Genomic DNA, 23,341 nt, shown 5'->3' with positions numbered 1-23,341 from the left:
TGGAGCATCGCAGCAGGCCGGAAGGATGAGATCAGACGTGCAGGCCGGGGGCTTCCTGACCGGTGGCGGCCACATATTCGTGGTAGCCACCCTCATAGCGATGCAGGCCCTCGGGCGTGACCTCAAGCACACGGTTCGAGAGCGCGCCGAGGAAGTGACGGTCATGCGAGACGAACAGCATGGTGCCTTCATAATCGCCGAGGGCGCGAATGAGCATTTCCTTCGTGTCGATATCCAGATGGTTGGTCGGCTCGTCGAGCACCAGGAAATTCGGTGGATTATAGAGCATCAGGGCCATCACCAGACGCGCTTTTTCACCGCCTGACAGCACGCTGACATATTTATCGACGTCATCGCCCGAGAAGCCGAAGCCACCGGCGAGCGCACGAAGCGATCCTTGAGCAGCAAGCGGGAATTCGTGCTCCAGCGTTTCGAAAATCGTGCGGCTGCCATCCAGCAGATCCATGGCGTGCTGGGCAAAATAGCCCATTTTCACACTGGCGCCGATGGTGACACTGCCCGTATCAGGCTCGCTTACCCCCGCAATCAGCTTGAGTAAGGTTGATTTACCCGCACCATTGACGCCCAGAATGCAGCAACGCTCCTGTCGGCGGATCTGCAGATCGAGCCCATCGTAGATGGTGCGCGATCCATAGGCCTTGCTGACCTGCTTGAGCAGCGCAACGGAGTCTCCCGAACGTGGTGCTGGGGCGAAATCGAATGACAAGGCCTGGCGGCGGCGGGGCGGTTCGACACGGTCGATCTTGTCGAGCTTCTTGACGCGGCTCTGCACCTGAGCGGCGTGTGACGCGCGCGCCTTGAAGCGTTCGATAAAGGCGATTTCCTTGGCCAGCATCGCCTGTTGACGGTCGAATTGCGCCTGCTGCTGCTTTTCATTCAGCGCACGCTGCTGCTCGTAGAATTCATAATCGCCCGAGAAGCTGGTCAGCGTACCGCCGTCGATTTCGAGGATCTTGTTGACCACGCGATTCATGAAGGCGCGATCATGCGATGTCATGAGCAGGGCGCCGTCGTAATTCCTGAGAAACTGCTCAAGCCAGATCAGGCTTTCGAGATCGAGATGGTTGCTTGGCTCATCGAGCAGCATGACATCGGGTTGCATGAGCAGGATGCGTGCCAGAGCCACGCGCATTTTCCACCCGCCCGAGAGCAGCCCGACATCGCCCGACATCATTTCCTGCGAAAAGCCCAGACCGTGCAGCACTTCGCGCGCCTTGCTGTCCAGCCCGTAGCCGCCAAGCTCCTCAAAACGGGCCTGAACGTCGCCGAAGCGTTCCAGAATGGCCTCCATCTGATCCATTTTGTCAGGGTCGCAGAGATCGGCCTCCAGCTGGGCGAGTTCGCCGGCAATTTCGGCGACTGCACCTGCACCGTCCATCACTTCGGCGACGACGGAGCGTCCGTTCATCTCGCCGACATCCTGGCTGAAAAAACCGATGGTGATGCCGCGATCCTGAAAGACCTGACCTTCATCAGGGGTTTCCTGCTTGGTGATCAGCCGGAACAGCGTCGTCTTGCCCGCGCCATTAGGGCCGACGAGACCGATCTTTTCGCCTTTCTGGATGGCCGCGCTCGTCTCGATAAAAATGACGCGCTGGCCGTTCTGCTTGCTGATCGAATCAAGACGGATCATGGAACCTCTGGAACATCGGGAGAAGGAGGCGTTGATACGGGCTCGCTCGGCGTTACGCAATTACGATCACGAGGCTGCAATTTGACGCGATGCGTCGATCGCGCTTCCCTCAATTGAAACGGCTTGCCCGTATCGTTGTCTTTGCCCGGGAATTCATGATGAAAAAAGGAAACAGACTGCCCGAGCGCCTCTATGCGCTGGCCATGTGGGGCGTGTCGGCGGTGTTTGCCGTTTTTCTCGTGGGGCTGGGCGGTCTGGTTATCGACGATCTGCCTCGCAATACCGATCAGGTGGCCTATGAGCCCGCTTACCCTGCCTATCTGCAGCGGCGGAAAGACGCCCTTCTGGACCAGCAGCGCGCGATCGAGGCCGAGCGTGACATCGACAGGATAAGGCTCGATGCCGCACGCAGCGCGGCCAGCAACGCCAAAGACAGTTTTCAGGCCTGGGTCGACACGCGCAGGGCGACGACCGACCCGCGTCAGGACAGCGAGTTGCTCGCCCGCACCCAGACACTGGAAAGCCTGCAGAATGCAGCGCATGAAGCGCAGCAGCGCGTTGAGGATCTCGACCGCAGGCAGGTCGAAAACGACCACGCCCGCATCGCGCTCAACGATGAGCGGGAGGCGGCCAAAGACGCCTATCGTCCGATCTATGAGCGTCTCGTTTTCAAGGCGCAGCTCCATGTGTTTCTGCTGCGTCTCGCATTTACGCTGCCGCTATTGCTGATTTCGACATGGCTTGTTCTGCGTCAGCGCCAGACGTCCTACTGGCCGCTCTATCGTGGCTTCGTTCTCGCGTCACTCTATGCGTTCTTCGTGGAGCTTGTGCCTTATCTGCCGAGTTATGGCGGTTATATTCGCTATGGGGTTGGTGCGCTGCTGACCGTTCTGGTTTGCGTGGTGCTGATTCGAAACATGCAGACTTATCTCGCTCGCAGGCGGCTCGCCGAAGCGGAATCGGAAAAGGAGCGGCGTCAACGGGTCAATCGTGAACAGGCCTATGCCAGGATAGATCGAAAATTCTGCCCCGATTGCGATCGACCGCTTGTTTTGGCCGAGGGGCTCGAGACGAATTTCTGCGTTCATTGCGGTCTGACCCTCTATGAACATTGCGGGATCTGCCAGACGCGCAATATCGCTTTCAATCGGTTCTGCATGAGTTGCGGCAGTGAAGACATGGGCCATGCTGGAGATGCGTCACAGGCCTCTTCGGTAGCTGCGAATTAAGGAGAAGGCGTCATGACAGCCCAAACCCGTATTGCCCCTATCACAACCGAAGCATGTCTTCCTCTGCGGCGCGACATTCTCTGGCCGAGCCTGACCGAAGATGAGTGCCGTGTGCCCCAGGATCCCGAAGCAACCCATCTCGGCGCGTTCAGAGGCGAGACACTAGTGGGCTGTCTGTCACTCTGTCCTATTGGCCCCGGTCTGATCCAGCTGCGCAAATTTGCAGTGGCGACAGAGTGTCAGGGGCAGGGGATAGGGGCACAGTTGATGCGCGAGGCGATCATAGCCTGTCGCAATCTCGGGGCCGAACGTCTGGAACTCGATGCCCGCAGCAGCGCGCTCGGTTTTTACGCCAAATTCGGCATGAGCCCCATGGGCGCCGTCTTTTTCAAGGGGCCCATCGAGCATCAACGCATGGCGCTAGCACTTTGAGGCGTAGCTACTAGCCCGTCTAAAAGCGGGAGACGACGCTTCGTCATTGAGCCTGGAACCGGTCAGGGACGAGTAAGCGAGAGGGCCTCCATGCTACCGAAGCTCAGATCTTTTTTCTCGCGAGAAAAAACTGCGCGAGGCCGGAGGTCTGACATCCCTCACCGCGTCAAGGCAGGCCGGTGGGAGTGAAACGAACTGGCCGACGCCTGTCCATTCCTGGCCATTCTCTGCCAATGGGTGCCTGTTCTTCTTACTCCTGCGCTGGAAGAGATGGTTTTTTGCCGAAGGATGATGCGGGGCTTACTGTTTGCGGGTATGGCGCACTGATCGAAAAAAACCTCGGTACAAAGCCCTGAGCCTGCGGATTTGCATTTCGTGCTCTGGACAGGGTGTTCGTTACGAACTGTGTTTCGCTGCTATTGCGCAGGCTATGTCGTGGGGCAATGATAAAAGCCCCAACTGGCAAGATTGCCGATGAGAACGAGAGGAACTGGGATGAGCCGTTACTGCGTCACGGTAACCTGTGAGGCGCGGCGCGGTGTCGTCGCCGTGATTTCCGGCTATCTTGCCGGTAAGGGCTGCAATATCAGCGACAGCGCCCAGTTTGACGATAGTGAAACCAGTCGTTTTTTCATGCGCACGAGCTTCATCGCGGAAACCGGGGCCTCTCTTGAGGAACTGCAACGTGATTTCGCGCCACTGGCGGCGCAGTACGGCATGGAGGCGTTATTTTACGATGAGGCCGAGCGGCTCGATGTCGTTGTCATGGTCTCACGCTTTGGTCATTGTCTGAACGATCTGCTTTACAGGGTCCGCATAGGGGCGCTGCCGATCAACATCGTGGGCGTGATCTCGAACCATCTCGACTTCCAGAAACTCGTCGTCAATCATGACATCCCGTACCACTACATACGCGTGACCAAGGATAACAAGGCAGACGCTGAGGCGCAGCAACTGGCCATTATCCGCGAAAGTGGTGCTGAACTGGTCGTTCTGGCACGCTACATGCAGGTTCTCTCCGACGATCTATGCCAGCAGCTTTCGGGGCGGATCATCAATATCCATCACTCGTTTCTACCGAGCTTCAAGGGCGCGCATCCGTATCACCAGGCGCATGCGCGGGGCGTCAAGCTCATCGGGGCGACCGCTCACTATGTTACGGCCGATCTGGATGAAGGGCCGATCATCGAGCAGGATATCATTCGTGTGTCGCATAACCAGTCGCCGGAAGACTATGTGGCGCTGGGTCGCGATGTCGAAAGTCAGGTTCTGGCGCGGGCGATCCACGCCCATGCGCATCGGCGCGTCTTCCTGAGTGGGAAGAAAACCATCGTCTTTCCTGCGAGCCCCGGTTCCTTCGCCTCGTCCATGCGTGGCTGATCCGGTTTTTCGCGGTTTCCGGCAGGCGTCATGAACGCAAGGGCGTGGCCCCATTGCCTGGCGGCGACGAGCGCTGTGTCTTTACCCGTAGAGAAAGGCGCCCTTTTCTCAGGTGCCTTCCGCCGATCGTGGTGCGAATGAGGACCGCGTGTGGGGTGGTGAGTGGGCGGGCTGGAGGACATCCCCGCTTGGCTCTCGAGATTGTCCACGGCCAAGAGGAGGTGGAGTGCGGCTGAAAGAGTCCGCCGCTCAGGCAGCGCGCCTCTCCGAAGCAGCAGCAACCTGCTCGTCCATTTTCGTTCGCCGCGCGTTAGGGAGCGAAATCGGCATCAATTCCCTGCGCATCAGCTCAATGACCCAGGCCCAGAGCATATGGCCGATCGTCTCGGAGAAAATCTCGGCGCGTGGCAGGTTCCACAGGGCGGGCGCCCAGTGCCCGGCGGGCAGCACCATGCCGTGGAAAACCACTGTAACGACCAAGCCGAAAACCACGCCCTGTCCCATCGAGATGCGTGGGAAGCGTATCCAGATCACGCAATAGAGAAGCGCGAAAAAGATCGAAAACAGGTGATGCACCATCAACACGCCACCCGGCACGATATGGCCGGAATAGACATAGGTGAGATGGTCAACATCGACCCCGAAATCGCGCAGCATCTGCGCAGGCGGGCTGACGCGATCAGGCGTGCGAGGCGGCAGGGGGACTTCTGTGCCCCATTTCACGAAGCTGGAAAGATTGCCTCCTACGAACCCCGCCCAGAGGGCGGGGAGGAGAAGGGCCTTGTCCGTTTTGTTGTTGGTGAGCGTCATTATTTCTTGGTCGGGCAGGGTGGCAGAGAGAGGCGATAGATCGTGGTCGTGTCGCGCAGAGGGCGGCTATTTTTGAAAGCGATCTCATCGAGGCGTGAGTCGGAGATGTAGAGCCAGTTATTGGCAATCGCGAAGCCATCTGCCCAGTCGAGGACTTCAGGATTATCGTAAACCTTCTGTGTGGTCGGGGACTTGGCCCCCTCCGGAAAAGTCAGCGCATAAAGCCCGTGATTCTCGATATCGCCGACCCATAGCCGGTTGCAGGCATCCATCTCGATCCCACCGCTCATGACCGATTGGCCGAGATATTGCGCTTTCTTGTCCAGTTCGGCGTCGGTCAGATGGGCGTTGAGCAGATCGGCGGTGGCGATGCGCCAGTAATGATGGTCGGTAAGCGGGCGGTAATACAGCCAGGCACGGTCGGGTGAGAGGGCAATGCCGTCATCCTGTGTCACCGGCAGGCTGCCATCCTTCTTGCGGGCGAGTTCGCCATAGATGTGCAGATGCTGGTCAGGGTCAGCCACGCCGGAACGTGTGTTGGCCAGCACCAGACGATAGGCGCCCGTATCGAGATCCATTACTACCAGACCACCGCGACCCCATTCATTGGTAATGTAGGCAGTGCGCGTGCGCGTATCGACGCGGATATCGTTGAGAGAGTCGGCGGGGGTGATATCCGGCCCGAAATGATAGATCTGGATCAGCCGTCCCGTCTCCGCGTCGAATTCGGCAAGTTTCGGCGGTAGCACCTTCTGATCGACCGAAGGGAGAGAGGAATCCAGCACCCAGAGATGATTCTGATCATCGACCCAGAGCGCAGGAACTGACACCCAGAGTTCGCGACCGGTCGGATTGTTTTCGAAGCGGTTCCAGTTTTTGTCGGGGAAGGGGATCAGCGCGCCGGTTTTCGGGTCGATGCGCACCACGCTGGCGCTGTAGCGCTTCATCGTTGCCGGTGCCGAGGCATAGACGATACCCGAACGGGAGACGCCGACGCCGATCATGTTGAAGTCCGCCGGAAAGCGTTTGACGACCTCCAGTGTCGGCTGCGTCCCGGTCGTAACGGAGGCAGGCTGGGGCGGGGCCGCCGCAAAAGCCGGGGCGGCGAGGCTCGCAGAGGCGAGAAGAGCAGCAAGCAGTTTTTTCATGACAATCCGGCTCCCTGGGTCGCGACATCGAGTGTGAAGATCGTATTTTCGGCGCACATGAAAAGGCGATCGCGCTGCGTACCGCCAAAAGTCAGATTGGACACACTGCGTGGCAGGCGCAGCCGCCCGATCATCTTGCCTGCCGGATTGTAGACGAATACCCCGCAGAGCCCGAGCGGCCCATTGGCAGCCACCCAGAGATTGCCGAGCCTGTCTGCCTTGATGCCATCGGGCATGAGTTTGTGACCGCCGAGCATCATATCGGCAAAGACCCGCTGGTTCGACAGCGCGCCATTCTGCACGTCGAAGGCATAGATATTACGAAAACCGCCGCCTTTGGGGCTGGCGGCGCCCTTTTCACTCGAAACGATATAGAGCGTCTTCTGATCGGGCGAGAAACACAGCCCGTTCGGGCCTGCCAGATCGGCACCGGTCAGAACGCTGGTGAGTTTCAGCGTCTGAGGGTCGAGATGGAAAACATGCGTCTCCTGATTATGCAGCCCGCCAATCTGCTCCGTGGCTTCGAGATCGAAATTCCAGGTCAGATTGCCTTTGCCGGGGTTGCCATCGACCGGCGCATCGGGGTGCCCCTCCCATAGGCGGTCACCGTAAGGCGGGTCGGTAAACCAGATGCCGCCCTGCGCATCGACCACGATATCATTGGGCGAGTTCAGACGCTTGCCCTCGAAGCTCTCGGCGAGAATCGTGCAACGCCCGTCATGCTCCCAGCGAATGACGCGTCGCATACCGTGTTGGCAGGTGATGAGGCGCCCGTCATGGTCGAAAGTGTTGCCGTTGGAGTGATAGCTTTCCTTGCGGAATACACTCATCGAGCGCTCTTCCGGCAGGTAGCGATATTGCGTGCTGCCCATCACGTCGCTGACGATCAGAAAACGTCCATCGCTCGACCAGGCGGGGCCTTCGAACCACAGCGTCCGGCCTTTCCAGGCCTGCACCAGCGGGGCGTTATCGAGAATGACGGTCGAAAAAGACGGGTCGTAGAAAATGATATCCGGGTCCGGGGTGAAGGCGACGGGTGCATCCGGCCCCCAGACGCGGGCGGGTGAGCTGACAACGCTGGGCGGGGCGATGGCCTCGTCCTGACCGGCTGCTCGTGCCTTGGCTGAGGCAAGAACCGCGCCGCCCATGGCGGCTAAGCCGATACCGAGCGCGGAGCGGCGCGAAAGGGGCGAAGGGCGGGCGCCTGGGGCGTCTGTCTGACTCATGGGCTGGGCTCGTCTCACTGTTCGTCTGGATGAGCTGCGCCTCTCCCCGCGGCAGCGTTGCCGTGGAACCGCCAGCACCAAACCAGAAATCGCACGCGAAAAATAGTCGATGGTGATAAGGCGGCGTTATACGGCGCCTTATTAAAAAATTGTAACCATAGTTGTTGTGCGTTGTGAACTGCTAAAACGGTATCCCCCGATCAGCAAAACCAATCGGCTGACCAATATATTTACATGGTCGCTCTCATATCGAGTTCGCTTGTTGCCGTCAGAGGCAATTGATCACTTCAGAAAAACGCGGTGAGAACGTAGAGGCGCGAAGCTTTCCGGTTTTTCTCTACACCGGGCAGGGGGCACTTCTTTCGCGACCTCACGAGGTGAGCGCACTTGGATCTTTAAGGCACTTCTCAGCCCTGGATGCGCTCAATGGGCGCCGTGGCGGACTGGAATCGCAGTGTAGCGAAGGGCGCGACCGGACCTGACTGTTCCGGCCCGCACAGGGGCTGGTGCGCGCGCGCAGAGACGCTGCCCACCGGCCTCTTAAACGTTTATGAAGAGGTTCAGAATTCGAGGCAGATCTTGCCGAAATGCTGGTTGCTTTCCTGATGGCGGAACGCTTCGACGATTTCTTCCAGACCGAAAGAGCGATCAAGAACCGGTCGCATGCCGCTGGCATTCATGGCGCGCACCATATCGATCTGGTTCTCCCGGCTACCGACCAGCACCCCTTGCAGGCGAAACTGCTTGAGCAGCATGGGCACGAGTTCGAGCTGTGCCGACACGCCGCTCAGAATGCCAATCGTGGCAATATGACCGCCGACGCGCACCGCCTCCATCGACTGGGCGAGCGATGCGGCGCCGCCGACCTCGATGATATGATCGACACCACGCCCGTCGGTAATGTCCCACGCTGTGCGACCCCATTCAGGGTTGCTGCGGTAATTGATCAGATGATCGGCCCCCAGGTCGCGCAGTCGAGCCAGCTTTTCGTCGCTGGACGATGTTGCAATGACTGTTGCACCGGCCATTTTCGCGAGTTGGAGGGCAAAAATCGATACCCCACCGGTGCCCTGCACAAGAACCGTGCTGGCGGGGGTGATGTGATCGTCCACGAAAAGCGAGCGCCACGCAGTGAGGCCGGCGGTGGTCAGCGTTGCTGCCTCCGCATGACTCCAGTTTGCAGGGGCGTGAGTAAATGATGTTGCCGCCGCGGTAATTTCCTCGCGCGCATAACCGTCGACGCCATCGCCAGGGACTGTTTCAAACCCGATGACTTCGGGCCGTCCTGAGAGCCAGCTCGGAAAGAAGGTGCTGACGACGTGGTCACCTGTTTTGAATTCGGTTACGTTCGAGCCGATTTCGAGGACTTCGCCCGCACCGTCTGCCATAGGAATGCGCGGTGACGAGGGGCCCCACATGCCACTGACAACCGCATAATCATGATAATTGAGAGACGAGGCGTGAAGGCGAACCCGGATTTCGTTGGGGCCCGGAGGGGATGTTTCCACCTGAGCAACCGAGACCTGATCGAAACCGCCTGGCGGTGCAACGAGAATAGCGCGTGTCATGAAATCGTGTGCCTTTCTTATTTCGATTAATGTCGAAATAAGAAAGGCACTTTCCTGTTTCAACCCCGGCAAGGTCGCAGCGTTGAAAATTCCTGTTGATTTTGGCGTCTGATCGAAGTGCCGTCAAAATCCTCTCAGATACGTCACATCAAGACAGGGAATGACCCTGCACAGGAATCCGCATTCGGTCCCTATAACAATCCGCGCCCTTGCGACCGCCGCAAAATATTTTCCGGCGGTCGTCCGGTTCAGTGTCCCTGAGGCGTCAGCGTACGGCGCACCGCGTCTTGCCAGCCGCGTAGGAGGTCGAGACGGAGTGTCGGGTCGATCTTGGGCTCGAACAGTCGCTCCTGCTTCCAGATCGTGGCGATCTCATCGAGCGAGTTCCAGACACCTGTTGCCAGACCGGCAAGGAAGGCAGCTCCCAGAGCTGTGGTTTCGAGGTCGGAGGGGCGCTGCACTTTGGTGTCGAGAATATTCGCCAGAAACTGGGAGAACCAGTCATTGGCAGACATGCCCCCATCTATACGCAGGGTCTGGGCCTGCATGGCCCCGTCTTCGCGCATGGCATGAGCCAGATCGAAGGTCTGATAGGCGACGGATTCAAGCGCGGCTCTGGCGATATGCGCTTCGGTCGAGCCCAGAGTGAGACCGCAGATCAGCCCGCGTGCCTCCGGGTCCCAGTGCGGCGCGCCGAGCCCGACAAACCCGGGTACCATATAGACGCCGTGGCTATCCGGCACGCGTGTTGCCATATCATCTGTTTGCGAGGCATGGGTGATGAGATGCAGCCCGTCGCGCAGCCATTTGATCGCGGCGCCCGCTACGAAAATCGAGCCCTCGAGCGCATAGATCGTCTTGCCGTTGATGCGATAGCCGATGGTCGTGAGCAGGCGATGATGCGAGGTGACAGGCTTGTCGCCCGTATTGAGCAGCATGAAGCAGCCCGTGCCATAGGTGGCTTTTGCCATGCCAGGTTCGAAACAGGCCTGCCCCACAAGGGCTGCGTGCTGATCGCCCGCCATGCCGCCGATGGGAATGGACACGCCGAAAAGATCCGGCGCAGTCATGCCGAGTTGCCCGCTATTATCGCAAAGCTTTGGCAGCAGGGCGGCCGGCACGCGGAACAGCGCCAGGAGATCTGGGTCCCATTCCTGAGTATGGATGTTGAACAGTGCCGTTCTGCTGGCATTGGTTACGTCTGTTGCATGAACCTCGCCGCCCGTCAGGCGCCAGAGCAGAAAGCTGTCGATCGTGCCCATGGCCAGCTCGCCAGCCTCGGCGCGCGCGCGCAGCCCGGTGACATTATCGAGCAGCCAGGTGATTTTGCTCGCGGAGAAATAAGGGTCGAGCAGCAGGCCGGTTCTGGCGCGCACAAGTTCCTCTGCGCCATCGCGCTTGAGCTCGGCGCAGAACGCCGCCGTGCGACGGTCCTGCCAGACAATGGCACGATGCACCGGCTTGCCGGTGGCGCGCTCCCACAACACGATGGTTTCGCGTTGGCTCGTGATGCCAAGGCCCGCGATTTTCTCCACGCCCCCTGACTCGGCAATGGCTTCACGCGCCGTCTCGAGCGCATCGTGCCAGATATCCTCGACATCGTGTTCGACCCAGCCCGGAGCCGGATAATGCTGGGTGAATTCGCGACGTGACAGGGAAAGGGATTTTGCCTTGTTGTCGAACACGATGCTGCGTGTTGAGGTGGTACCCTGATCGATGGCGAGGATATGGGTCTTCTGGGTCATGGGGAGAAACTCCTCCTGGCACCCGGTGGATGCACAGTGAATGTGAGGCGAGAGAGATGAGGGGCGTGATTCAGGGGGACGGCGTTACGCTGTTGGACGCCATATAGACCGGTTCGGCACGCGGTGTGGGCGTGACTGCCGGAGCCCGCTCCGCCACAGGGGCTTGGGGAAGGTCGGCGGTGTAGTTCGGCATGAAGGGGCGCAGCGTGAACTGATAGATACCTGCGCCGATCACGCCACCCACAAGCGGGCCAGCAATCGGCACCCACCAGTAATGCTGCGGGGATGGAAAGGCAGAGGCGCCCCAGCCAGCGAAGAAAGCGAAGGTGCGCGGGCCGAAATCGCGCGCCGGATTGATGGCCCAGGCATCGAGAAAGCCGGATGACGCACCGATGGCCGCGACCAGAAGCCCGATGATGAGAGCGCCGGAATTCGCCTGCGGGGCCATGGTGTTATACTGGCAGGTAATGGCAAAAATGCCGAAGACCAGCACGCCGGTCAGCACGATCTGAACCACGAAGGAATGCATGGCCGTCACGGCCAGGCCGGGATGGGTGAAAAACACGCCAGCCGCTCCGCCATCGCCCGCACGGGTGAAGTGATGGGTCAGGTTGTAATGGTCGATGACAGGATGAAAATTGAGATAGACCACCGCCGCACCGGCAATGCCGCCCAGCACCTGAGCGGCGCAATAGGGCAGGACTTTTTTCCAGGAAAAGCCGCGATAAAGCGCGAGGGCCAGGGTGACGGCAGGGTTGGCATGGGTGCCGCTGACGGCCCCGGTGGCATAGATGGCGAAGGTGACGCCCAGCCCCCAGACAATGGCCACGCCCCAATAGGCGTTCTGATAAGGATTGGGATCGTAGAGGACTATCATCGCCGCGACGCTGTCGCCGAAGATGATGATGATCATGACAGCGATGAATTCGGCAATCAGCTCGCCGAGATAGCGTTTTCTTTCTGACATGAGAGTCTGTCCGACAGCCAGAGTGAAAGGGGAGAGGGCGGATGAGGTCAGGCGACCTCTTTGTCGTCGTTGTTCTGGCCTGCGGCGTTCTGCTGAAGGCGACGGGCCATGTAGTCCTGCAGCTTCGAGAGATCGTCAGGGCCGAAGCGCAGGCCGAGTTTCGAGCGTCGCCACAGGATGTCGTCGGCGCTGCGAGCCCATTCATGCGTCATGAGGTAGTCGACCTCCCGCTCGTGAAGATCGGCAGCGATCAGCGCCCCCATCGAGGCGTCTTCGCTTCCTTTCGGCAGGATGAGCGTCTCGACCAATGTGCCGTAATTGCGCACCAGCCGTGTGGCGGTTACCTGAGAGAGACCCGAAACGCGCCGCTGAAGCGAGGCAACGAGTTTGTCGAAATCGGAGCGGCTGAAATCGCCGCCAGGCAGCGGCTTGTCAGCAGTCCATGAGGCTGTGGTCAGCCCGTCGAGATGAGGCGCGAGTTTCTCGAGAGCGTGCTCGGCGAGTTTGCGATAGGTCGTGATCTTTCCACCGAAGACCGACAGCACCGGGGCTGCGTGGTGGTCGATATCGAGGCGGTAATCGCGTGTGACTGCAGAGGCGTTCCCGGAATGATCGTCATAGAGCGGGCGAACGCCTGCATAGCTCCAGACGATATCTTCCGGGGTGATCGTACGCTTGAAATAACGGTTCACGCTCTCACAGAGATAGGTGATTTCTTCCGCGCTGATCGCGACCGAACCAGGGTCCTGCGTCCAGGGAATATCCGTCGTGCCGATGAGGGTGAAGTCTCTTTCATAGGGTATGGCGAAGACGATACGCTTGTCAGGGTTTTGCAGAATATAGGCCTGTTCGGTATCGAACTGCCGCTGCACGACGATATGGCTGCCTTTCACGAGCCTTACGTTGTTGCGGCTCTCCACCGACAGGCTGTCTTTCAGCAATTCGGCGACCCAGGGGCCTGCGGCGTTCACCACGGCGCGGGCGGCAACCTGTCGTGTTTCTCCTGTCAGGGTATCTTCCAGTGTAGCGACCCAGTGTTCGGGGTGACGCTCGGCCCGGCTTAATCTGGTGCGCGTGCAGATCTTGGCGCCGCGGCGGGCCGCATCCTGCGCGTTGAGCACCACGAGGCGGCTATCTTGCACCCAGCCATCGGAATATTCGAAGCCGCGCACATAGTCGCGGCGAAGCACGCGGCCCGCCGCTTCGTCTTGCAGGCGCAGGCTGCGTGTCTTGGGCAAGGTCATGGTACGGCAGAGATTGTCGTAGAGGAAAAGCCCGGTGCGAAGCAGCCAGGCAGGGCGCAGCATGGCGGAATGCGGCAGAATGAAGCGCATCGGCCAGATGATGTGCGGCGCTATTTTCAGCAGGCGCTCACGTTCGTTGAGCGCTTCGCGAACCAGACGAAACTCGTAATATTCGAGATAACGCAGGCCGCCATGAATAAGCTTTGTGCTGGCCGACGAGGTATGACTGGCGAGATCGTCTTTCTCGACCAGGATCACCTTTAAACCGCGCCCGGCGGCGTCGCGGGCTATGCCTGCCCCGTTGATGCCACCGCCGACAATCAGGAGATCGTATGTCGGTTCGGTTCGAGTGAGATCTGCGTGAGCCGTCATGGAGAATGACCTTCGTTGAATGCGACTGCGAAGGCCTTGATAGAACACAAACGAACATAAACGAACATGAAATGTTAATAATAACGAATTCGTGTTATTTTGGATCGCTTTATGGTCTCATGTAACGTGAAGTGTCACATTTGCGGCGTCGAGCTGCGTTCGGAATTCTGCGGATGGCATCCGGTCCGTGACGAAATCGTCGATCATCAACAGGTCGCCAACGCGTCCCACAGGTTTGCGGGTGAATTTCGTGTGGTCCGCCAGAAGAATAACGCGTCTCGCATGGCGCATGATCGCTCGCGCACACTGGATTTCATCGAGATCGAAGTCGAGCAGCGTGCCGTCTTCTTCCACGCCGCTTATCCCGATCACGCCGAAATCGGCCCGAAACCCGGAGAGGGATTCCGTTGCTCCGGCGCCGATAATTCCGCCATCCTGCGGGCGCACCAGCCCCCCGGCGAGAACGATACGAAAATCCCGTCTTGGAGAGAGGGCCACGGCCACATGCAGATTATTGGTGATGACATGTAGATCGCGATGGCCGGTCAGGGCGCGGGCGAAGGCCTCTGTCGTGGTGCCGATATTGATGAAAAGCGAGCTGCCATCCGGGATGAGAGCTGCAGCACAGGCGCCTATGGCGTCCTTGGCGCGGGAGTGCAGCGTTTGCCGCTCGCCATAGGCGATGTTTTCTGTCGAGGAGGCCGGGCTGGCGCCGCCGTGATAGCGGGCGACATGGCCGGTGTCGGCCAGAGCGTTGAGGTCGCGCCGTATCGTCTGCACCGTGACGCCCAGGCGCTGGGCAAGGTCTTCGTTCGACATGAAGCCATGGGTCTGAACGAGAGAGACGATTTGTCGGTGGCGGGGTGTATTGAGCGCGTCATGCATCATGAACCCCTGTCTGTCATGCCGCGTTGAAGCCTACAATCCTGCACTTGCGACGACGCTCTTGAAAGCCCATTTCCCAGCCATGGCGACAGCATCACGATCCACAATGGAAGCGATCCCCGAACACAGGCTCGTAGGGTTTCGACCGGAACGCCAGCCGGCGAAAGAGAAACTGCGCCGCCTCGTTGTCAAGTCGGAATACGAGCCCGCTGGCGACCAGCCCACGGCCATTGCCGAGCTTGTGCAAGGCGTCGGTGCCGGAGAGGTCGATCAGGTGCTGCTGGGTGTGACCGGCTCGGGCAAGACCTTCACCATGGCAAAGGTCATTGAGGCAACGCAGAAGCCGACGCTGATCCTTGCGCCCAACAAGACGCTGGCTGCCCAGCTCTACGGGGAAATGAAGCAGTTCTTCCCCGATAATGCGGTGGAATATTTCGTATCCTATTACGACTATTACCAGCCCGAAGCCTATGTGCCGCGTTCCGATACCTATATTGAAAAAGACAGTCAGATCAACGAGCAGATCGACCGTATGCGCCATTCGGCTACCCAGGCGCTGCTCGAGCGCAACGATGTCATCATCGTCGCCTCGGTGTCGTGCATCTACGGTATAGGCTCGGTAGAAACCTATTCGCGCATGGTTGTGCGGCTCGAGACCGGGGGCAGCATAGATCGCGATCGCCTCATCAAGGCGCTGGTCGAATTGCAATATCGGCGCAACGATGCCGCTTTCGAGCGTGGTACCTTTCGCGTGCGCGGCGAGCAGATCGATATCTTCCCGGTGCAGAACGAAGACCGCGCCTGGCGCGTGTCCCTTTTTGGCGACGAGATCGAGGCTATCACCGAGTTCGATCCGCTCACGGGCAACAAGACGGCAGAGCTTTCCGAGATCAGCGTTTACGCCAACTCGCATTACGTGACGCCGCGCCCGACACTCAATCAGGCGATGATCGGGATCAAGGCGGAACTGCGGCAACGTCTTGACGAGCTGAACGCTGCGGGAAAGCTGCTAGAAGCCGAGCGTTTGCAGCAGCGGACAATTTTCGATCTGGAAATGATCGAGACCACGGGCGCCTGCAAGGGCATCGAGAATTACTCGCGCTACCTGTCGGGGCGTGGGCCGGGCGACCCACCGCCGACCCTGTTCGAATATCTTCCCGAAGATGCACTCCTGATCGTCGATGAAAGCCACGTCACCGTGCCTCAGATCGGTGGCATGGCGCGAGGTGACCATGCGCGCAAATCGGTGCTGTCGGAATACGGTTTCCGTCTGCCTTCCTGTCTCGATAACCGTCCCTTGAAATTCGAGGAGTGGGAGGCGCTGCGTCCGCAGAGCCTGTTCGTTTCGGCAACGCCAGGGCCGTGGGAGATGGCGCGGACGAGCGGGGTTTTTGCCGAACAGATCATCCGCCCGACAGGGCTCATCGATCCGGTAACCATTGTGCGGCCCGTGGAAGGGCAGGTGGACGATCTCCTGGCTGAAGCCCGCGACACCATCGCGGCCGGTGGACGCGTGCTGGTGACGACGCTCACCAAACGCATGGCCGAAGATCTGACCGAATATCTCGGTGAAGCCGGAATTAAGGTGCGCTACCTGCATTCTGACGTCGATACGCTCGAGCGCATCGAGATCATCCGCGATCTGCGCCTCGGGGCTTTCGACGTGCTGGTGGGGATCAACCTTTTGCGTGAAGGGCTCGACATCCCGGAATGCGCTCTGGTTGCCATTCTGGACGCCGATAAGGAGGGCTTCCTGCGCAGCCGCACCTCGCTCATTCAGACCATCGGGCGAGCAGCGCGTAACGTCGATGGTCGCGTGATGCTCTATGCCGACAAGATGACCGGTTCGCTCGAATTCGCGATTGATGAAACCGCGCGTCGTCGTGCCCGGCAGATTGCGTTCAACGAGGCCAATGGAATCACGCCGCAGACAGTGCGTTCGCGTATCGGCGATGCACTCTCTTCGGTGTTCGAGCAGGATTACGTGACTGTCGGGCCGGATGCGGCGGGCGATACGCAGGAGTTCGTCGGCAAGTCGCTCGGCGCTTCTATCCAGGATCTTGAAAAACGGATGCGTGCAGCCGCTGCCGATCTCGATTTCGAGCAGGCAGCGCGACTGCGTGACGAGATCAAGCGTCTTGAGGCGATCGATCTCGGGCTGGAGCCGCCCCCCTTGCCGAGTTCGACGGTGGGGCGTAGCTCTTTCAAAAGCAAGGATAAAACGCCACGTCCGCTCGGGCCGGGCGGTGGTGGCTACGACCCGGCGAAAAAGCGGGGTGGCAGGAGGAAAGCAGGATGATCGAGCTGAAACTGGGTGAGGCCCATCTCGGATTACTGCCTGCCCTTGGCGGCAGTGTCGCTTTCTGGCGGCTGCGCGGGCGTGACCTGCTTGTGCCGACGGCCGACCCCAATCTCGCCGCGCAGAAGAATACGCCCGTAGCGGGTTACCCTCTCGTGCCGTTCTCTAACCGTATCGGCAATGGGCAATTCCGCTTCGAGGGCGTCGATTATGAGCTGGCGCGGAATTTCCGCGCCGAGACCAATGCTATTCATGGCAATGGCTGGGAGCGTGAATGGCAGGTTGCCCAGCACGATGCCGAGCGCGCCATTGTCTATCTCGATCACGATCCGTCCAAAGGCGACGACCCGGCGCAATGGCCCTTTGCCTATCGGGCTGTGCTCTCTTTCGTGTTGCATCGTAATGGGCTCGACGTCGAAATGCTGCTCGCCAATCGTGACAGTCGGGCCCAGCCGGTCGGTATGGGTTTTCACCCTTTCTTCGCGAGAAGCGAGGATATGAGCCTGCAATTCGCGGCCAGTTCGGTCTGGGAAAACGGCCCCGACATGCTGCCGACGGGGCAGGCGCCCTATGAAGGCGTGTGGAATTTCGCCGAGGCACGCCCCGTTGGAGACACGCGTCTCGATAATTGTTTCGCAGGCTGGGGCGGCAAGGCGACGCTGAGCTATCCGTCTGCGGGCTACGAAATGACAATCGAGGCCGATCCGGTCTTTCAGCATCTCGTGGTGTTTACGGCGCCTGAAAAACCTTTCGTTGCGGTGGAGGCTGTGAGCAACATGAATAACGGGCTCAATCACCCCGATTTGCTCGAAAATGGTGTGCATGTGCTCGCCCCCGGCACCAATATATCGGGCAAGATCCGTTACAGGCTGCGAGAGCCGCGTGGCTGAGTCACCCGGAACATCGCTCGCCCTCTATCTCACCCCGCAGGGGGCGGGGCGCATGCGCGCAGAATTGCGCGAGTTGATGCAGGTGGAGCGCCCCAAGATCGTCGAGATCGTTTCCTGGGCAGCCGGCAATGGCGATCGGTCGGAGAATGGCGATTATCTCTACGGCAAGCGTCGACTACGCGAGATCGATCGTCGGGCGCGGTTTCTCAGCAAGCGCCTCGAGCATGCGGTCGTCATTGACCCCGCCGACCAGACGACGCGAGACCGTGTGTTTTTCGGCGCGCGTGTGTCCTATGCCGATGAAGACGACGTGACCCATGACGTCACGATTGTCGGGTGTGACGAGGCCGATCTGACGCGGCGGGAAATCAGTCTCGTTTCGCCGGTCGCGCGCGCGCTCATGCGCAGCCGGGTGGGCGATGAAGTGAGTCTGCAAACGCCGAGCGGGCCAGTGATGCTGGAAGTGCTTTCCATCACCTATCCCTAGTCCGCATCGCTGGCGGGGATCGGGCATTCGCCGCCCCGATCCGACATAGGAAACGCTCAGGGGCTCTGCTAGAGCTTGAGCCACGACAAGCCCAGATCATGGGATGTCGGGGTAGACTGTACAAATGCCCCAGACAGGATTTTCAGGACCGAAAGGACAAAGGTAATGGCGCTCAGAATTGCCGTTCAGATGGACCCGCTCGAACACGTCAATATCAACGGAGATTCGACTTTCGCCCTGATGCTCGAGGCGCAGCGCCGTGGGCATGAGCTTTTCGTTTATCCGGTCGAGTCTCTCTGCCTGGGCGAGGGTGGTGCCGAAATGGCCATGGGCCGCCTCTCGGCGCGGGCACGTTCGGTCAAGGTGCAGCGGGTCCAGGGCGCGCATGCAAGCTTCGGTGACGAAGCGCGCCTCGATCTCGGAACGACCGACGCCGTGCTGATGCGGCAGGATCCGCCTTTCGACATGGGCTATATCACCGCCACTCATATGCTGGAGCATGTGCATGGTGTCGGACCCGGCAAGACGCTGGTGGTCAATGACCCCAAATCGGTGCGCGATGCGCCGGAAAAGCTCCTGGTCACGCATTATCCCGATCTGATGCCGCCCACTCTTGTTACCTGGGATCGTGAGGCACTGGCCGAATTCCGCGCCCGCTATGGCGACGTCATTCTCAAGCCGCTTTATGGCAACGGCGGCGCCGGGATTTTCCGCATTCGTGAGGGGGATGAAAATTTTGCCTCGCTTCTCGAGCTGCATTTCAGCCGCTCGCGTGAGCCTCTGATGATCCAGCGTTACGAACCGCTGGTGCGCAAGGGCGACAAGCGTATCATTCTGGTCGATGGCAAGCCCGTTGGGGCGATCAACCGCGTACCGGCAACGGGCGAGGCCCGGTCGAACATGCATGTGGGGGGCAGGGCAGAGGCTGTGGCACTCACGAAGCGCGATGAGGAGATCTGCGAGCGCATCGGGTCACATCTGCGTGACAATGGTCTGATCTTTGTCGGGATAGACGTGATCGGCGACTGGCTCACCGAAATCAACGTCACTTCGCCCACGGGGCTTCAGGAACTCGACCGCTTCAATGACATGAACAGCGCCGCGCTGGTGTGGGATGCCATTGAAGCCCGTATCGGCTGAAGCCGTTCGGTAGCCTCACTCTTTCTTGACCTCTGCTTCCTCCACAGAAGGGGCAGGGGGTTCGTAACGAAAGGGCAGTGGCACGTCAGGCATGCCTGACTCGGGAACTTTGGGCGGCGGCTCAGGGCCGTAACGGTTCACATACCACTCCTGTATGTCCCCTTTGAAGCGCACGAGGAAAATCGACGCCCAGAGACCGAAAGCGAGAATGAAGAGGCTTATATTCATGAGCGACATTTCGTGCCTCTCTCCATGATATATCTGCTTGAGCAGCTTTTATGTATCTGCTCCATTTGCCTTCGGACATGACGAAATGCAAACCGCCTCTCGCCAGTTCTGGCCAGATGGGCTAAGAGCGATTGAGCAGGACGATGCCTGTCATGCTGTCTGATCATCAGGCGAGATGTCGAACACCTTGGCCACAGGCACGGGTTTCAAGCAGGTATCAGGACGGAACATATGATTTTGCGCGACCAGACGAACGAAGCCTGATGACACGACCGGACCCCTTGATCGACCCTATCGCCTCCATGGACGACGCCCATCCCCGGCCCCGCTCCGCGCTCGATGCTGACGCCGTGCGCGCGGCCTATCGGCGCTGGGCAAAGGTTTATGATTCGGTGTTTGGCGGTATCTCCGCCTTTGGCCGTCGTCGCGCCGTCGCCGCAGTCAATGCCCTGCCGGGGCAGCGCGTTCTCGAGGTCGGTGTCGGCACTGGTCTGGCGCTGCCGCATTATAACAAGGACAAGCATATCACGGGCATCGATCTGTCCGAGGCTATGCTCGAGCGCGCCCGTCATCGCGTGATCAACCAGCAGCTCGGCAATGTTGACGACCTGCTTGAGATGGACGCCGAGGCGACGAGCTTCGAGGCTGGCAGCTTTGACATCGCGGTTGCGATGTTCGTAGCCTCCGTCGTGCCGAGCCCTCGCCGTCTGCTCGGCGAGCTCAAGCGTGTGGTCAAGCCGGGCGGGCATATCCTGTTCGTCAATCATTTTCTGGCGACGGGCGGCGTGCGTCTCGCCGTCGAGCGCGGCATGGCACGCGCCTCGCGCTCGCTGGGCTGGCACCCTGATTTCGCTATGGAATCGCTGCTTCCGCCCGAAGATCTGAGCCGTGCCCTGATCACGCCCGTGCCCCCGGCAGGGCTTTTTACGCTCGTGACATTGCCGCTCGAGAAGGATAGTAAGGAAGAGACGGCCCTGGTTGCCTGACACGTACGTGCCCGACAGTTCACACCAGACTGGCCTTGACGACAGGGTCCCCTAAGACCGTTTTCCGGTCGGGACCTTCAGGACTGCATGAGGAACCGGGCTTGTTACACCAGTCGATCACCAGAGGCTCTCATGGCGCGCAGTTTCGTGCCGACGGCGCCGCCTTTCTCGGTCTTTCTCTTCTTTGCGGTCTTGCTGGCGGGTTTCTGGGGGCGGTCTCGCAAAGCGCAGGCCCCTTTCATGCCCTGAGCCACGGCCTGCTTCTCGACCTCTTCGTGCTTATTCCTGCTTTTCTGGGCGGAATGGGGCGGCTTGTTCTGCCGGGCGAGCTGACAACCCTCCCGAGCCTTATGCTGCGCTTTGATCGCCTCGCTTTTGCGCTGCTTTTCTTTGGCGCCCTCTGCGCCATTACTGGCGCGCGCGAGCCGGTCGCTTTTGTCCCTTCTCTCTCCTTGTGGGGCGTCGGCACGATGCTTCTGGCGCTCTCGACCATCGTCAAATGCCTTGAATGCCGCGTCGTACGCTTTCGTGACCTCTCGCCCTTCGCCTGGTCTCAGCTTCTGGCGTCTCTTGGTCTGATTGTCGTCGTCCCGGTCTTGATGGCCGGGCTTCTGCACGATCTGGCTGCGGGTCATGGGTCTTTTGCCAGTGCGCAGTACTGGCTGGGGCGCGTGCAGGTGCCTGTGCTGGCGCTCGTTGTGCAGCTTGCTCTGGGCGCGATTGCCAATCTGGTCGCTTTTCATTCCACGCGTCTCAAGATCACGCTGCCCGTGCTGATGGCGGTTCCGAGCTTGCTCGTGCCTGTTGTCTGGGCGCGTGGCATTACGGTACCCGGGATTTGGGACGACTGGCTGCTGGGTCTGGGCGTAGCGTTGCCGTCTTTCGGTATAATGGCGCTGATCTGCGCTTCGCTCTGGCGTCGTAGTTTTGCTCTGACGGCGGCTCTTTCCTGGAGCTTTCCCGCCCTGCTCATGCTCTCCGCCGGGTGGGTTCTGAGCCTCTTCCCGGTGAGGCCGGAGGCCTTCCATTCTGCCATGCTGTTCGGCGCCGTCTTTGCGTTGTTCGGCTGCTATTATCGTTGGCAGGAAGAGATTCCGTCCATCGTCGCGCCGCACTGGCTCGGTCGTGTGCACCTGGTGGCCATGGGCGTATCGGTTCTTGCCATGATGCCGCTTCTGCCGACGCTTCAGCGCTGCGGCGAAATCGGCATGATCGTATCACTCTTCTGTGTCGCGGCGCTTGGCGCACGGGCGTTGATGCCCCGGCAGGCTCTGTCTGAGGTGTCAGCCGCAAAGGCCGATCTCTCATGAGTGCCTCTCAGGGCCTTTCTGACACGCAGCGCGGCTTTGACAGGGAAGAGGGTGCTACGCTCAAGGACTGGCTTGCCCTGCTCAAGCCGCGTGTTATTTCGCTGGTGGTGTTCACGGGCGTGGCCGGTATGGCGGTGGCTCCTACATGGCCCTCGGTTCCGTTGGGCCTTATCGACATGCTCTGCATCTGTGTCGGGGCTGGAGCCGCTGGTGCGATCAACATGTGGTACGACCGCGATATCGACGCGATCATGAAGCGGACCTCCGTGCGGCCGATTCCTGACTCGCGCATGGATGCCGATGGCGCTTTGATCTACGGCATTGTGTTGTCACTGGCGTCTGTCGCGTTGCTCTGGCTGGCCAGTAACGCTTTGGCTGCCGGTATTCTCGCGTTTTCGATTTTTTTCTACGCCGTGATCTACACCATGTGGCTCAAGCGCAGCACACCGCAGAACATCGTGATCGGAGGGGCGGCTGGCGCCTTTCCGCCCATGATCGGCTGGGCCGCAGCCACCGGAACGATGAGCGTCCTTCCTGTCGTCATGTTTGCGATCGTGTTCCTCTGGACCCCGCCGCATTTCTGGTCGCTCTCGCTCTATGCCTGCAAGGACTACACCAAGGCGGGCATTCCCATGCTGCCCGTGGTCAAGGGCGCCCGCCATACGCGCTGGAATGTCTTCGTCTATACGCTCATTCTGATGGCTGTCTCGCTGGTGCCATCCTTCCTGCATCTTTGCGGCATGATCTATACGATCAGTGCCACGCTGCTCGGGCTCGGTTTCATCTATTTCGCCCTGCGTGTGCTGCTCGACAGACAGGATGCGCAAGGTGTCAGCCTCAATGCGGACAAGCCGGCGCGTTATGCTTTCCGGTATTCCCTGGCTTATCTGTTCTTCCTGTTTTCAGCCCTGCTGATCGACCGGGTGCTTTTTCCATGAATAAAGAAGAAGTCGCTTCCAAGCGTCAGGGCCGCATTCTGGGTCTGCTCGGCGGACTGTCTCTGGTCATGATCTCGCTCTTCGCCCTGACTTATCTGCGCCTCTGACGGAGCGATCGGTCAAAAGGGAGTGCAATTGAGCGCGCTTCGAAAGCGCATCAAGTGATGGACTTGCACAGTCCGGGCCGTCGTCACGGCTGGACTCTCTGCTAAGCCGCTTTTTATGGCGCGTCGTCGTCCCTGAATGTGCCCTGCATTGGCGCTAAGATCCCTGTTTCCTTCCTGTTCTTCAAACGAGCACAGCAAGGCTGATCACGGTGGCGACGATGGCCGACTTCTTCTTGCGTCAGTCAGGCGCGCGGAGGGTCTTTTTCATTGCGATGAGCGCATAGACATAGCTTAGC

At 59.7% G+C, this 23,341-nt stretch carries 20 protein-coding genes; 10 read left to right on the top strand and 10 right to left on the bottom strand.

The annotated features are described in order from the left end of the window. Positions 1–31: 31 nt before the first annotated feature. A complete protein-coding gene (locus ABHV46_RS03460; protein WP_438382718.1) occupies positions 32–1,654 on the bottom strand; it encodes an ABC-F family ATP-binding cassette domain-containing protein in 1,623 nt (540 codons plus the stop codon). A 155-nt stretch (positions 1,655–1,809) separates the two neighbouring features. On the opposite strand from ABHV46_RS03460, the gene ABHV46_RS03455 reads away from it, so the two are divergent. The 3 genes from ABHV46_RS03455 to purU all read left to right on the top strand — a co-directional run bounded on the left by ABHV46_RS03455 (position 1,810) and on the right by purU (position 4,695). Continuing rightward, entirely contained in the window at positions 1,810–2,883 is a 1,074-nt protein-coding gene (locus ABHV46_RS03455) for a hypothetical protein (RefSeq protein WP_438382716.1), read from the top strand. Between the two features lie 12 nt (positions 2,884–2,895). After that, positions 2,896–3,315: a GNAT family N-acetyltransferase gene (locus tag ABHV46_RS03450; RefSeq protein ID WP_438382715.1), complete on the top strand. Its 420-nt coding sequence runs from the start codon at positions 2,896–2,898 to the stop codon at positions 3,313–3,315. A gap of 495 nt (positions 3,316–3,810) precedes the next feature. Continuing rightward, on the top strand, positions 3,811–4,695 hold the full coding sequence (gene purU / locus ABHV46_RS03445) for a formyltetrahydrofolate deformylase (RefSeq protein WP_438382714.1): 885 nt from the start codon (positions 3,811–3,813) through the stop codon (positions 4,693–4,695). A 249-nt stretch (positions 4,696–4,944) separates the two neighbouring features. On the opposite strand, the gene ABHV46_RS03440 is transcribed toward purU, so the two are convergent. From ABHV46_RS03440 to ABHV46_RS03405, 8 genes are all read right to left on the bottom strand, one after another. Next, positions 4,945–5,505, bottom strand: a complete 561-nt coding sequence (locus ABHV46_RS03440) for a YagU family protein (protein ID WP_438382713.1) — start codon at positions 5,503–5,505, stop codon at positions 4,945–4,947. Then, on the bottom strand, positions 5,505–6,653 hold the full coding sequence (locus ABHV46_RS03435) for an L-dopachrome tautomerase-related protein (protein WP_438382711.1): 1,149 nt from the start codon (positions 6,651–6,653) through the stop codon (positions 5,505–5,507). The genes ABHV46_RS03440 and ABHV46_RS03435 overlap by 1 nt, the downstream gene beginning before the upstream one ends. Next, positions 6,650–7,879 (bottom strand): SMP-30/gluconolactonase/LRE family protein, encoded by a 1,230-nt coding sequence (locus ABHV46_RS03430; protein WP_438382710.1) that lies wholly within the window; start codon positions 7,877–7,879, stop codon positions 6,650–6,652. The genes ABHV46_RS03435 and ABHV46_RS03430 overlap by 4 nt, the downstream gene beginning before the upstream one ends. Positions 7,880–8,439: 560 nt before the next feature. Next, positions 8,440–9,447, bottom strand: a complete 1,008-nt coding sequence (locus ABHV46_RS03425) for a zinc-dependent alcohol dehydrogenase family protein (RefSeq protein WP_336945046.1) — start codon at positions 9,445–9,447, stop codon at positions 8,440–8,442. 248 nt (positions 9,448–9,695) lie between these two features. Further along, positions 9,696–11,192 (bottom strand): glycerol kinase GlpK, encoded by a 1,497-nt coding sequence (gene glpK / locus ABHV46_RS03420; protein WP_336945047.1) that lies wholly within the window; start codon positions 11,190–11,192, stop codon positions 9,696–9,698. A 70-nt stretch (positions 11,193–11,262) separates the two neighbouring features. Next, positions 11,263–12,159 (bottom strand): MIP/aquaporin family protein, encoded by an 897-nt coding sequence (locus ABHV46_RS03415; protein WP_438382709.1) that lies wholly within the window; start codon positions 12,157–12,159, stop codon positions 11,263–11,265. A gap of 47 nt (positions 12,160–12,206) precedes the next feature. After that, positions 12,207–13,775 (bottom strand): glycerol-3-phosphate dehydrogenase, encoded by a 1,569-nt coding sequence (gene glpD / locus ABHV46_RS03410; RefSeq protein WP_438382708.1) that lies wholly within the window; start codon positions 13,773–13,775, stop codon positions 12,207–12,209. Positions 13,776–13,892: 117 nt separating this feature from the next. Then, positions 13,893–14,663, bottom strand: coding sequence for a DeoR/GlpR family DNA-binding transcription regulator (locus tag ABHV46_RS03405; RefSeq protein ID WP_438382707.1), 771 nt, complete (start codon positions 14,661–14,663; stop codon positions 13,893–13,895). A gap of 79 nt (positions 14,664–14,742) precedes the next feature. Here ABHV46_RS03405 and uvrB point away from each other — a divergent pair, with 79 nt between their 5' ends. The 4 genes from uvrB (at position 14,743) to gshB (ending at position 19,476) form a co-directional block, all read left to right on the top strand. Beyond that, entirely contained in the window at positions 14,743–16,959 is a 2,217-nt protein-coding gene (gene uvrB, locus ABHV46_RS03400) for an excinuclease ABC subunit UvrB (protein ID WP_438384218.1), read from the top strand. Continuing rightward, on the top strand, positions 16,956–17,849 hold the full coding sequence (locus tag ABHV46_RS03395; protein WP_438382706.1) for an aldose 1-epimerase: 894 nt from the start codon (positions 16,956–16,958) through the stop codon (positions 17,847–17,849). The genes uvrB and ABHV46_RS03395 overlap by 4 nt, the downstream gene beginning before the upstream one ends. Before the next feature lie 52 nt (positions 17,850–17,901). Then, entirely contained in the window at positions 17,902–18,336 is a 435-nt protein-coding gene (gene greB / locus ABHV46_RS03390) for a transcription elongation factor GreB (RefSeq protein ID WP_438384216.1), read from the top strand. A 165-nt stretch (positions 18,337–18,501) separates the two neighbouring features. Then, positions 18,502–19,476 (top strand): glutathione synthase, encoded by a 975-nt coding sequence (gene gshB / locus ABHV46_RS03385; protein WP_438382705.1) that lies wholly within the window; start codon positions 18,502–18,504, stop codon positions 19,474–19,476. A gap of 15 nt (positions 19,477–19,491) precedes the next feature. Here gshB and ABHV46_RS03380 read toward each other — a convergent pair whose 3' ends face one another. Beyond that, positions 19,492–19,713, bottom strand: coding sequence for a hypothetical protein (locus ABHV46_RS03380; protein ID WP_438382704.1), 222 nt, complete (start codon positions 19,711–19,713; stop codon positions 19,492–19,494). A 254-nt stretch (positions 19,714–19,967) separates the two neighbouring features. Between ABHV46_RS03380 and ABHV46_RS03375 the strand changes: the two genes are divergently transcribed. The 3 genes from ABHV46_RS03375 to ABHV46_RS03365 all read left to right on the top strand — a co-directional run bounded on the left by ABHV46_RS03375 (position 19,968) and on the right by ABHV46_RS03365 (position 22,938). Next, positions 19,968–20,690: a class I SAM-dependent methyltransferase gene (locus tag ABHV46_RS03375; protein WP_336945057.1), complete on the top strand. Its 723-nt coding sequence runs from the start codon at positions 19,968–19,970 to the stop codon at positions 20,688–20,690. Positions 20,691–20,791: 101 nt separating this feature from the next. Beyond that, positions 20,792–22,000: a hypothetical protein gene (locus ABHV46_RS03370; RefSeq protein ID WP_438382703.1), complete on the top strand. Its 1,209-nt coding sequence runs from the start codon at positions 20,792–20,794 to the stop codon at positions 21,998–22,000. Then, positions 21,997–22,938, top strand: coding sequence for a heme o synthase (locus tag ABHV46_RS03365; RefSeq protein WP_438382702.1), 942 nt, complete (start codon positions 21,997–21,999; stop codon positions 22,936–22,938). The genes ABHV46_RS03370 and ABHV46_RS03365 overlap by 4 nt, the downstream gene beginning before the upstream one ends. Positions 22,939–23,341 lie beyond the last annotated feature (403 nt).

It is taken from the genome of Asaia sp. BMEF1 (assembly GCF_051628905.1).
In the GTDB taxonomy this organism is placed as follows: Bacteria; Pseudomonadota; Alphaproteobacteria; order Acetobacterales; family Acetobacteraceae; genus Asaia.
This window is presented reverse-complemented; position numbering and strand designations above follow the sequence as displayed.

Excerpts from the sequence above, each read along its gene's own strand:
- ABHV46_RS03450 (WP_438382715.1), top strand. The coding sequence starts at position 2,896 with ATGACAGCCCAAACCCGTATTGCCCCTATCACAACCGAAGCATGTCTT.
- ABHV46_RS03460 (WP_438382718.1), bottom strand. The coding sequence starts at position 1,654 with ATGATCCGTCTTGATTCGATCAGCAAGCAGAACGGCCAGCGCGTCATT.
- ABHV46_RS03405 (WP_438382707.1), bottom strand. The coding sequence starts at position 14,663 with ATGATGCATGACGCGCTCAATACACCCCGCCACCGACAAATCGTCTCT.
- ABHV46_RS03365 (WP_438382702.1), top strand. The coding sequence starts at position 21,997 with ATGAGTGCCTCTCAGGGCCTTTCTGACACGCAGCGCGGCTTTGACAGG.
- glpK (WP_336945047.1), bottom strand. The coding sequence starts at position 11,192 with ATGACCCAGAAGACCCATATCCTCGCCATCGATCAGGGTACCACCTCA.
- ABHV46_RS03440 (WP_438382713.1), bottom strand. The coding sequence starts at position 5,505 with ATGACGCTCACCAACAACAAAACGGACAAGGCCCTTCTCCTCCCCGCC.
- ABHV46_RS03455 (WP_438382716.1), top strand. The coding sequence starts at position 1,810 with ATGATGAAAAAAGGAAACAGACTGCCCGAGCGCCTCTATGCGCTGGCC.
- glpD (WP_438382708.1), bottom strand. The coding sequence starts at position 13,775 with ATGACGGCTCACGCAGATCTCACTCGAACCGAACCGACATACGATCTC.
- purU (WP_438382714.1), top strand. The coding sequence starts at position 3,811 with ATGAGCCGTTACTGCGTCACGGTAACCTGTGAGGCGCGGCGCGGTGTC.
- ABHV46_RS03430 (WP_438382710.1), bottom strand. The coding sequence starts at position 7,879 with ATGAGTCAGACAGACGCCCCAGGCGCCCGCCCTTCGCCCCTTTCGCGC.
- ABHV46_RS03395 (WP_438382706.1), top strand. The coding sequence starts at position 16,956 with ATGATCGAGCTGAAACTGGGTGAGGCCCATCTCGGATTACTGCCTGCC.
- ABHV46_RS03425 (WP_336945046.1), bottom strand. The coding sequence starts at position 9,447 with ATGACACGCGCTATTCTCGTTGCACCGCCAGGCGGTTTCGATCAGGTC.
- uvrB (WP_438384218.1), top strand. The coding sequence starts at position 14,743 with ATGGCGACAGCATCACGATCCACAATGGAAGCGATCCCCGAACACAGG.
- ABHV46_RS03435 (WP_438382711.1), bottom strand. The coding sequence starts at position 6,653 with ATGAAAAAACTGCTTGCTGCTCTTCTCGCCTCTGCGAGCCTCGCCGCC.
- ABHV46_RS03375 (WP_336945057.1), top strand. The coding sequence starts at position 19,968 with ATGACACGACCGGACCCCTTGATCGACCCTATCGCCTCCATGGACGAC.
- gshB (WP_438382705.1), top strand. The coding sequence starts at position 18,502 with ATGGCGCTCAGAATTGCCGTTCAGATGGACCCGCTCGAACACGTCAAT.
- ABHV46_RS03380 (WP_438382704.1), bottom strand. The coding sequence starts at position 19,713 with ATGTCGCTCATGAATATAAGCCTCTTCATTCTCGCTTTCGGTCTCTGG.
- ABHV46_RS03415 (WP_438382709.1), bottom strand. The coding sequence starts at position 12,159 with ATGTCAGAAAGAAAACGCTATCTCGGCGAGCTGATTGCCGAATTCATC.
- greB (WP_438384216.1), top strand. The coding sequence starts at position 17,902 with ATGCGCGCAGAATTGCGCGAGTTGATGCAGGTGGAGCGCCCCAAGATC.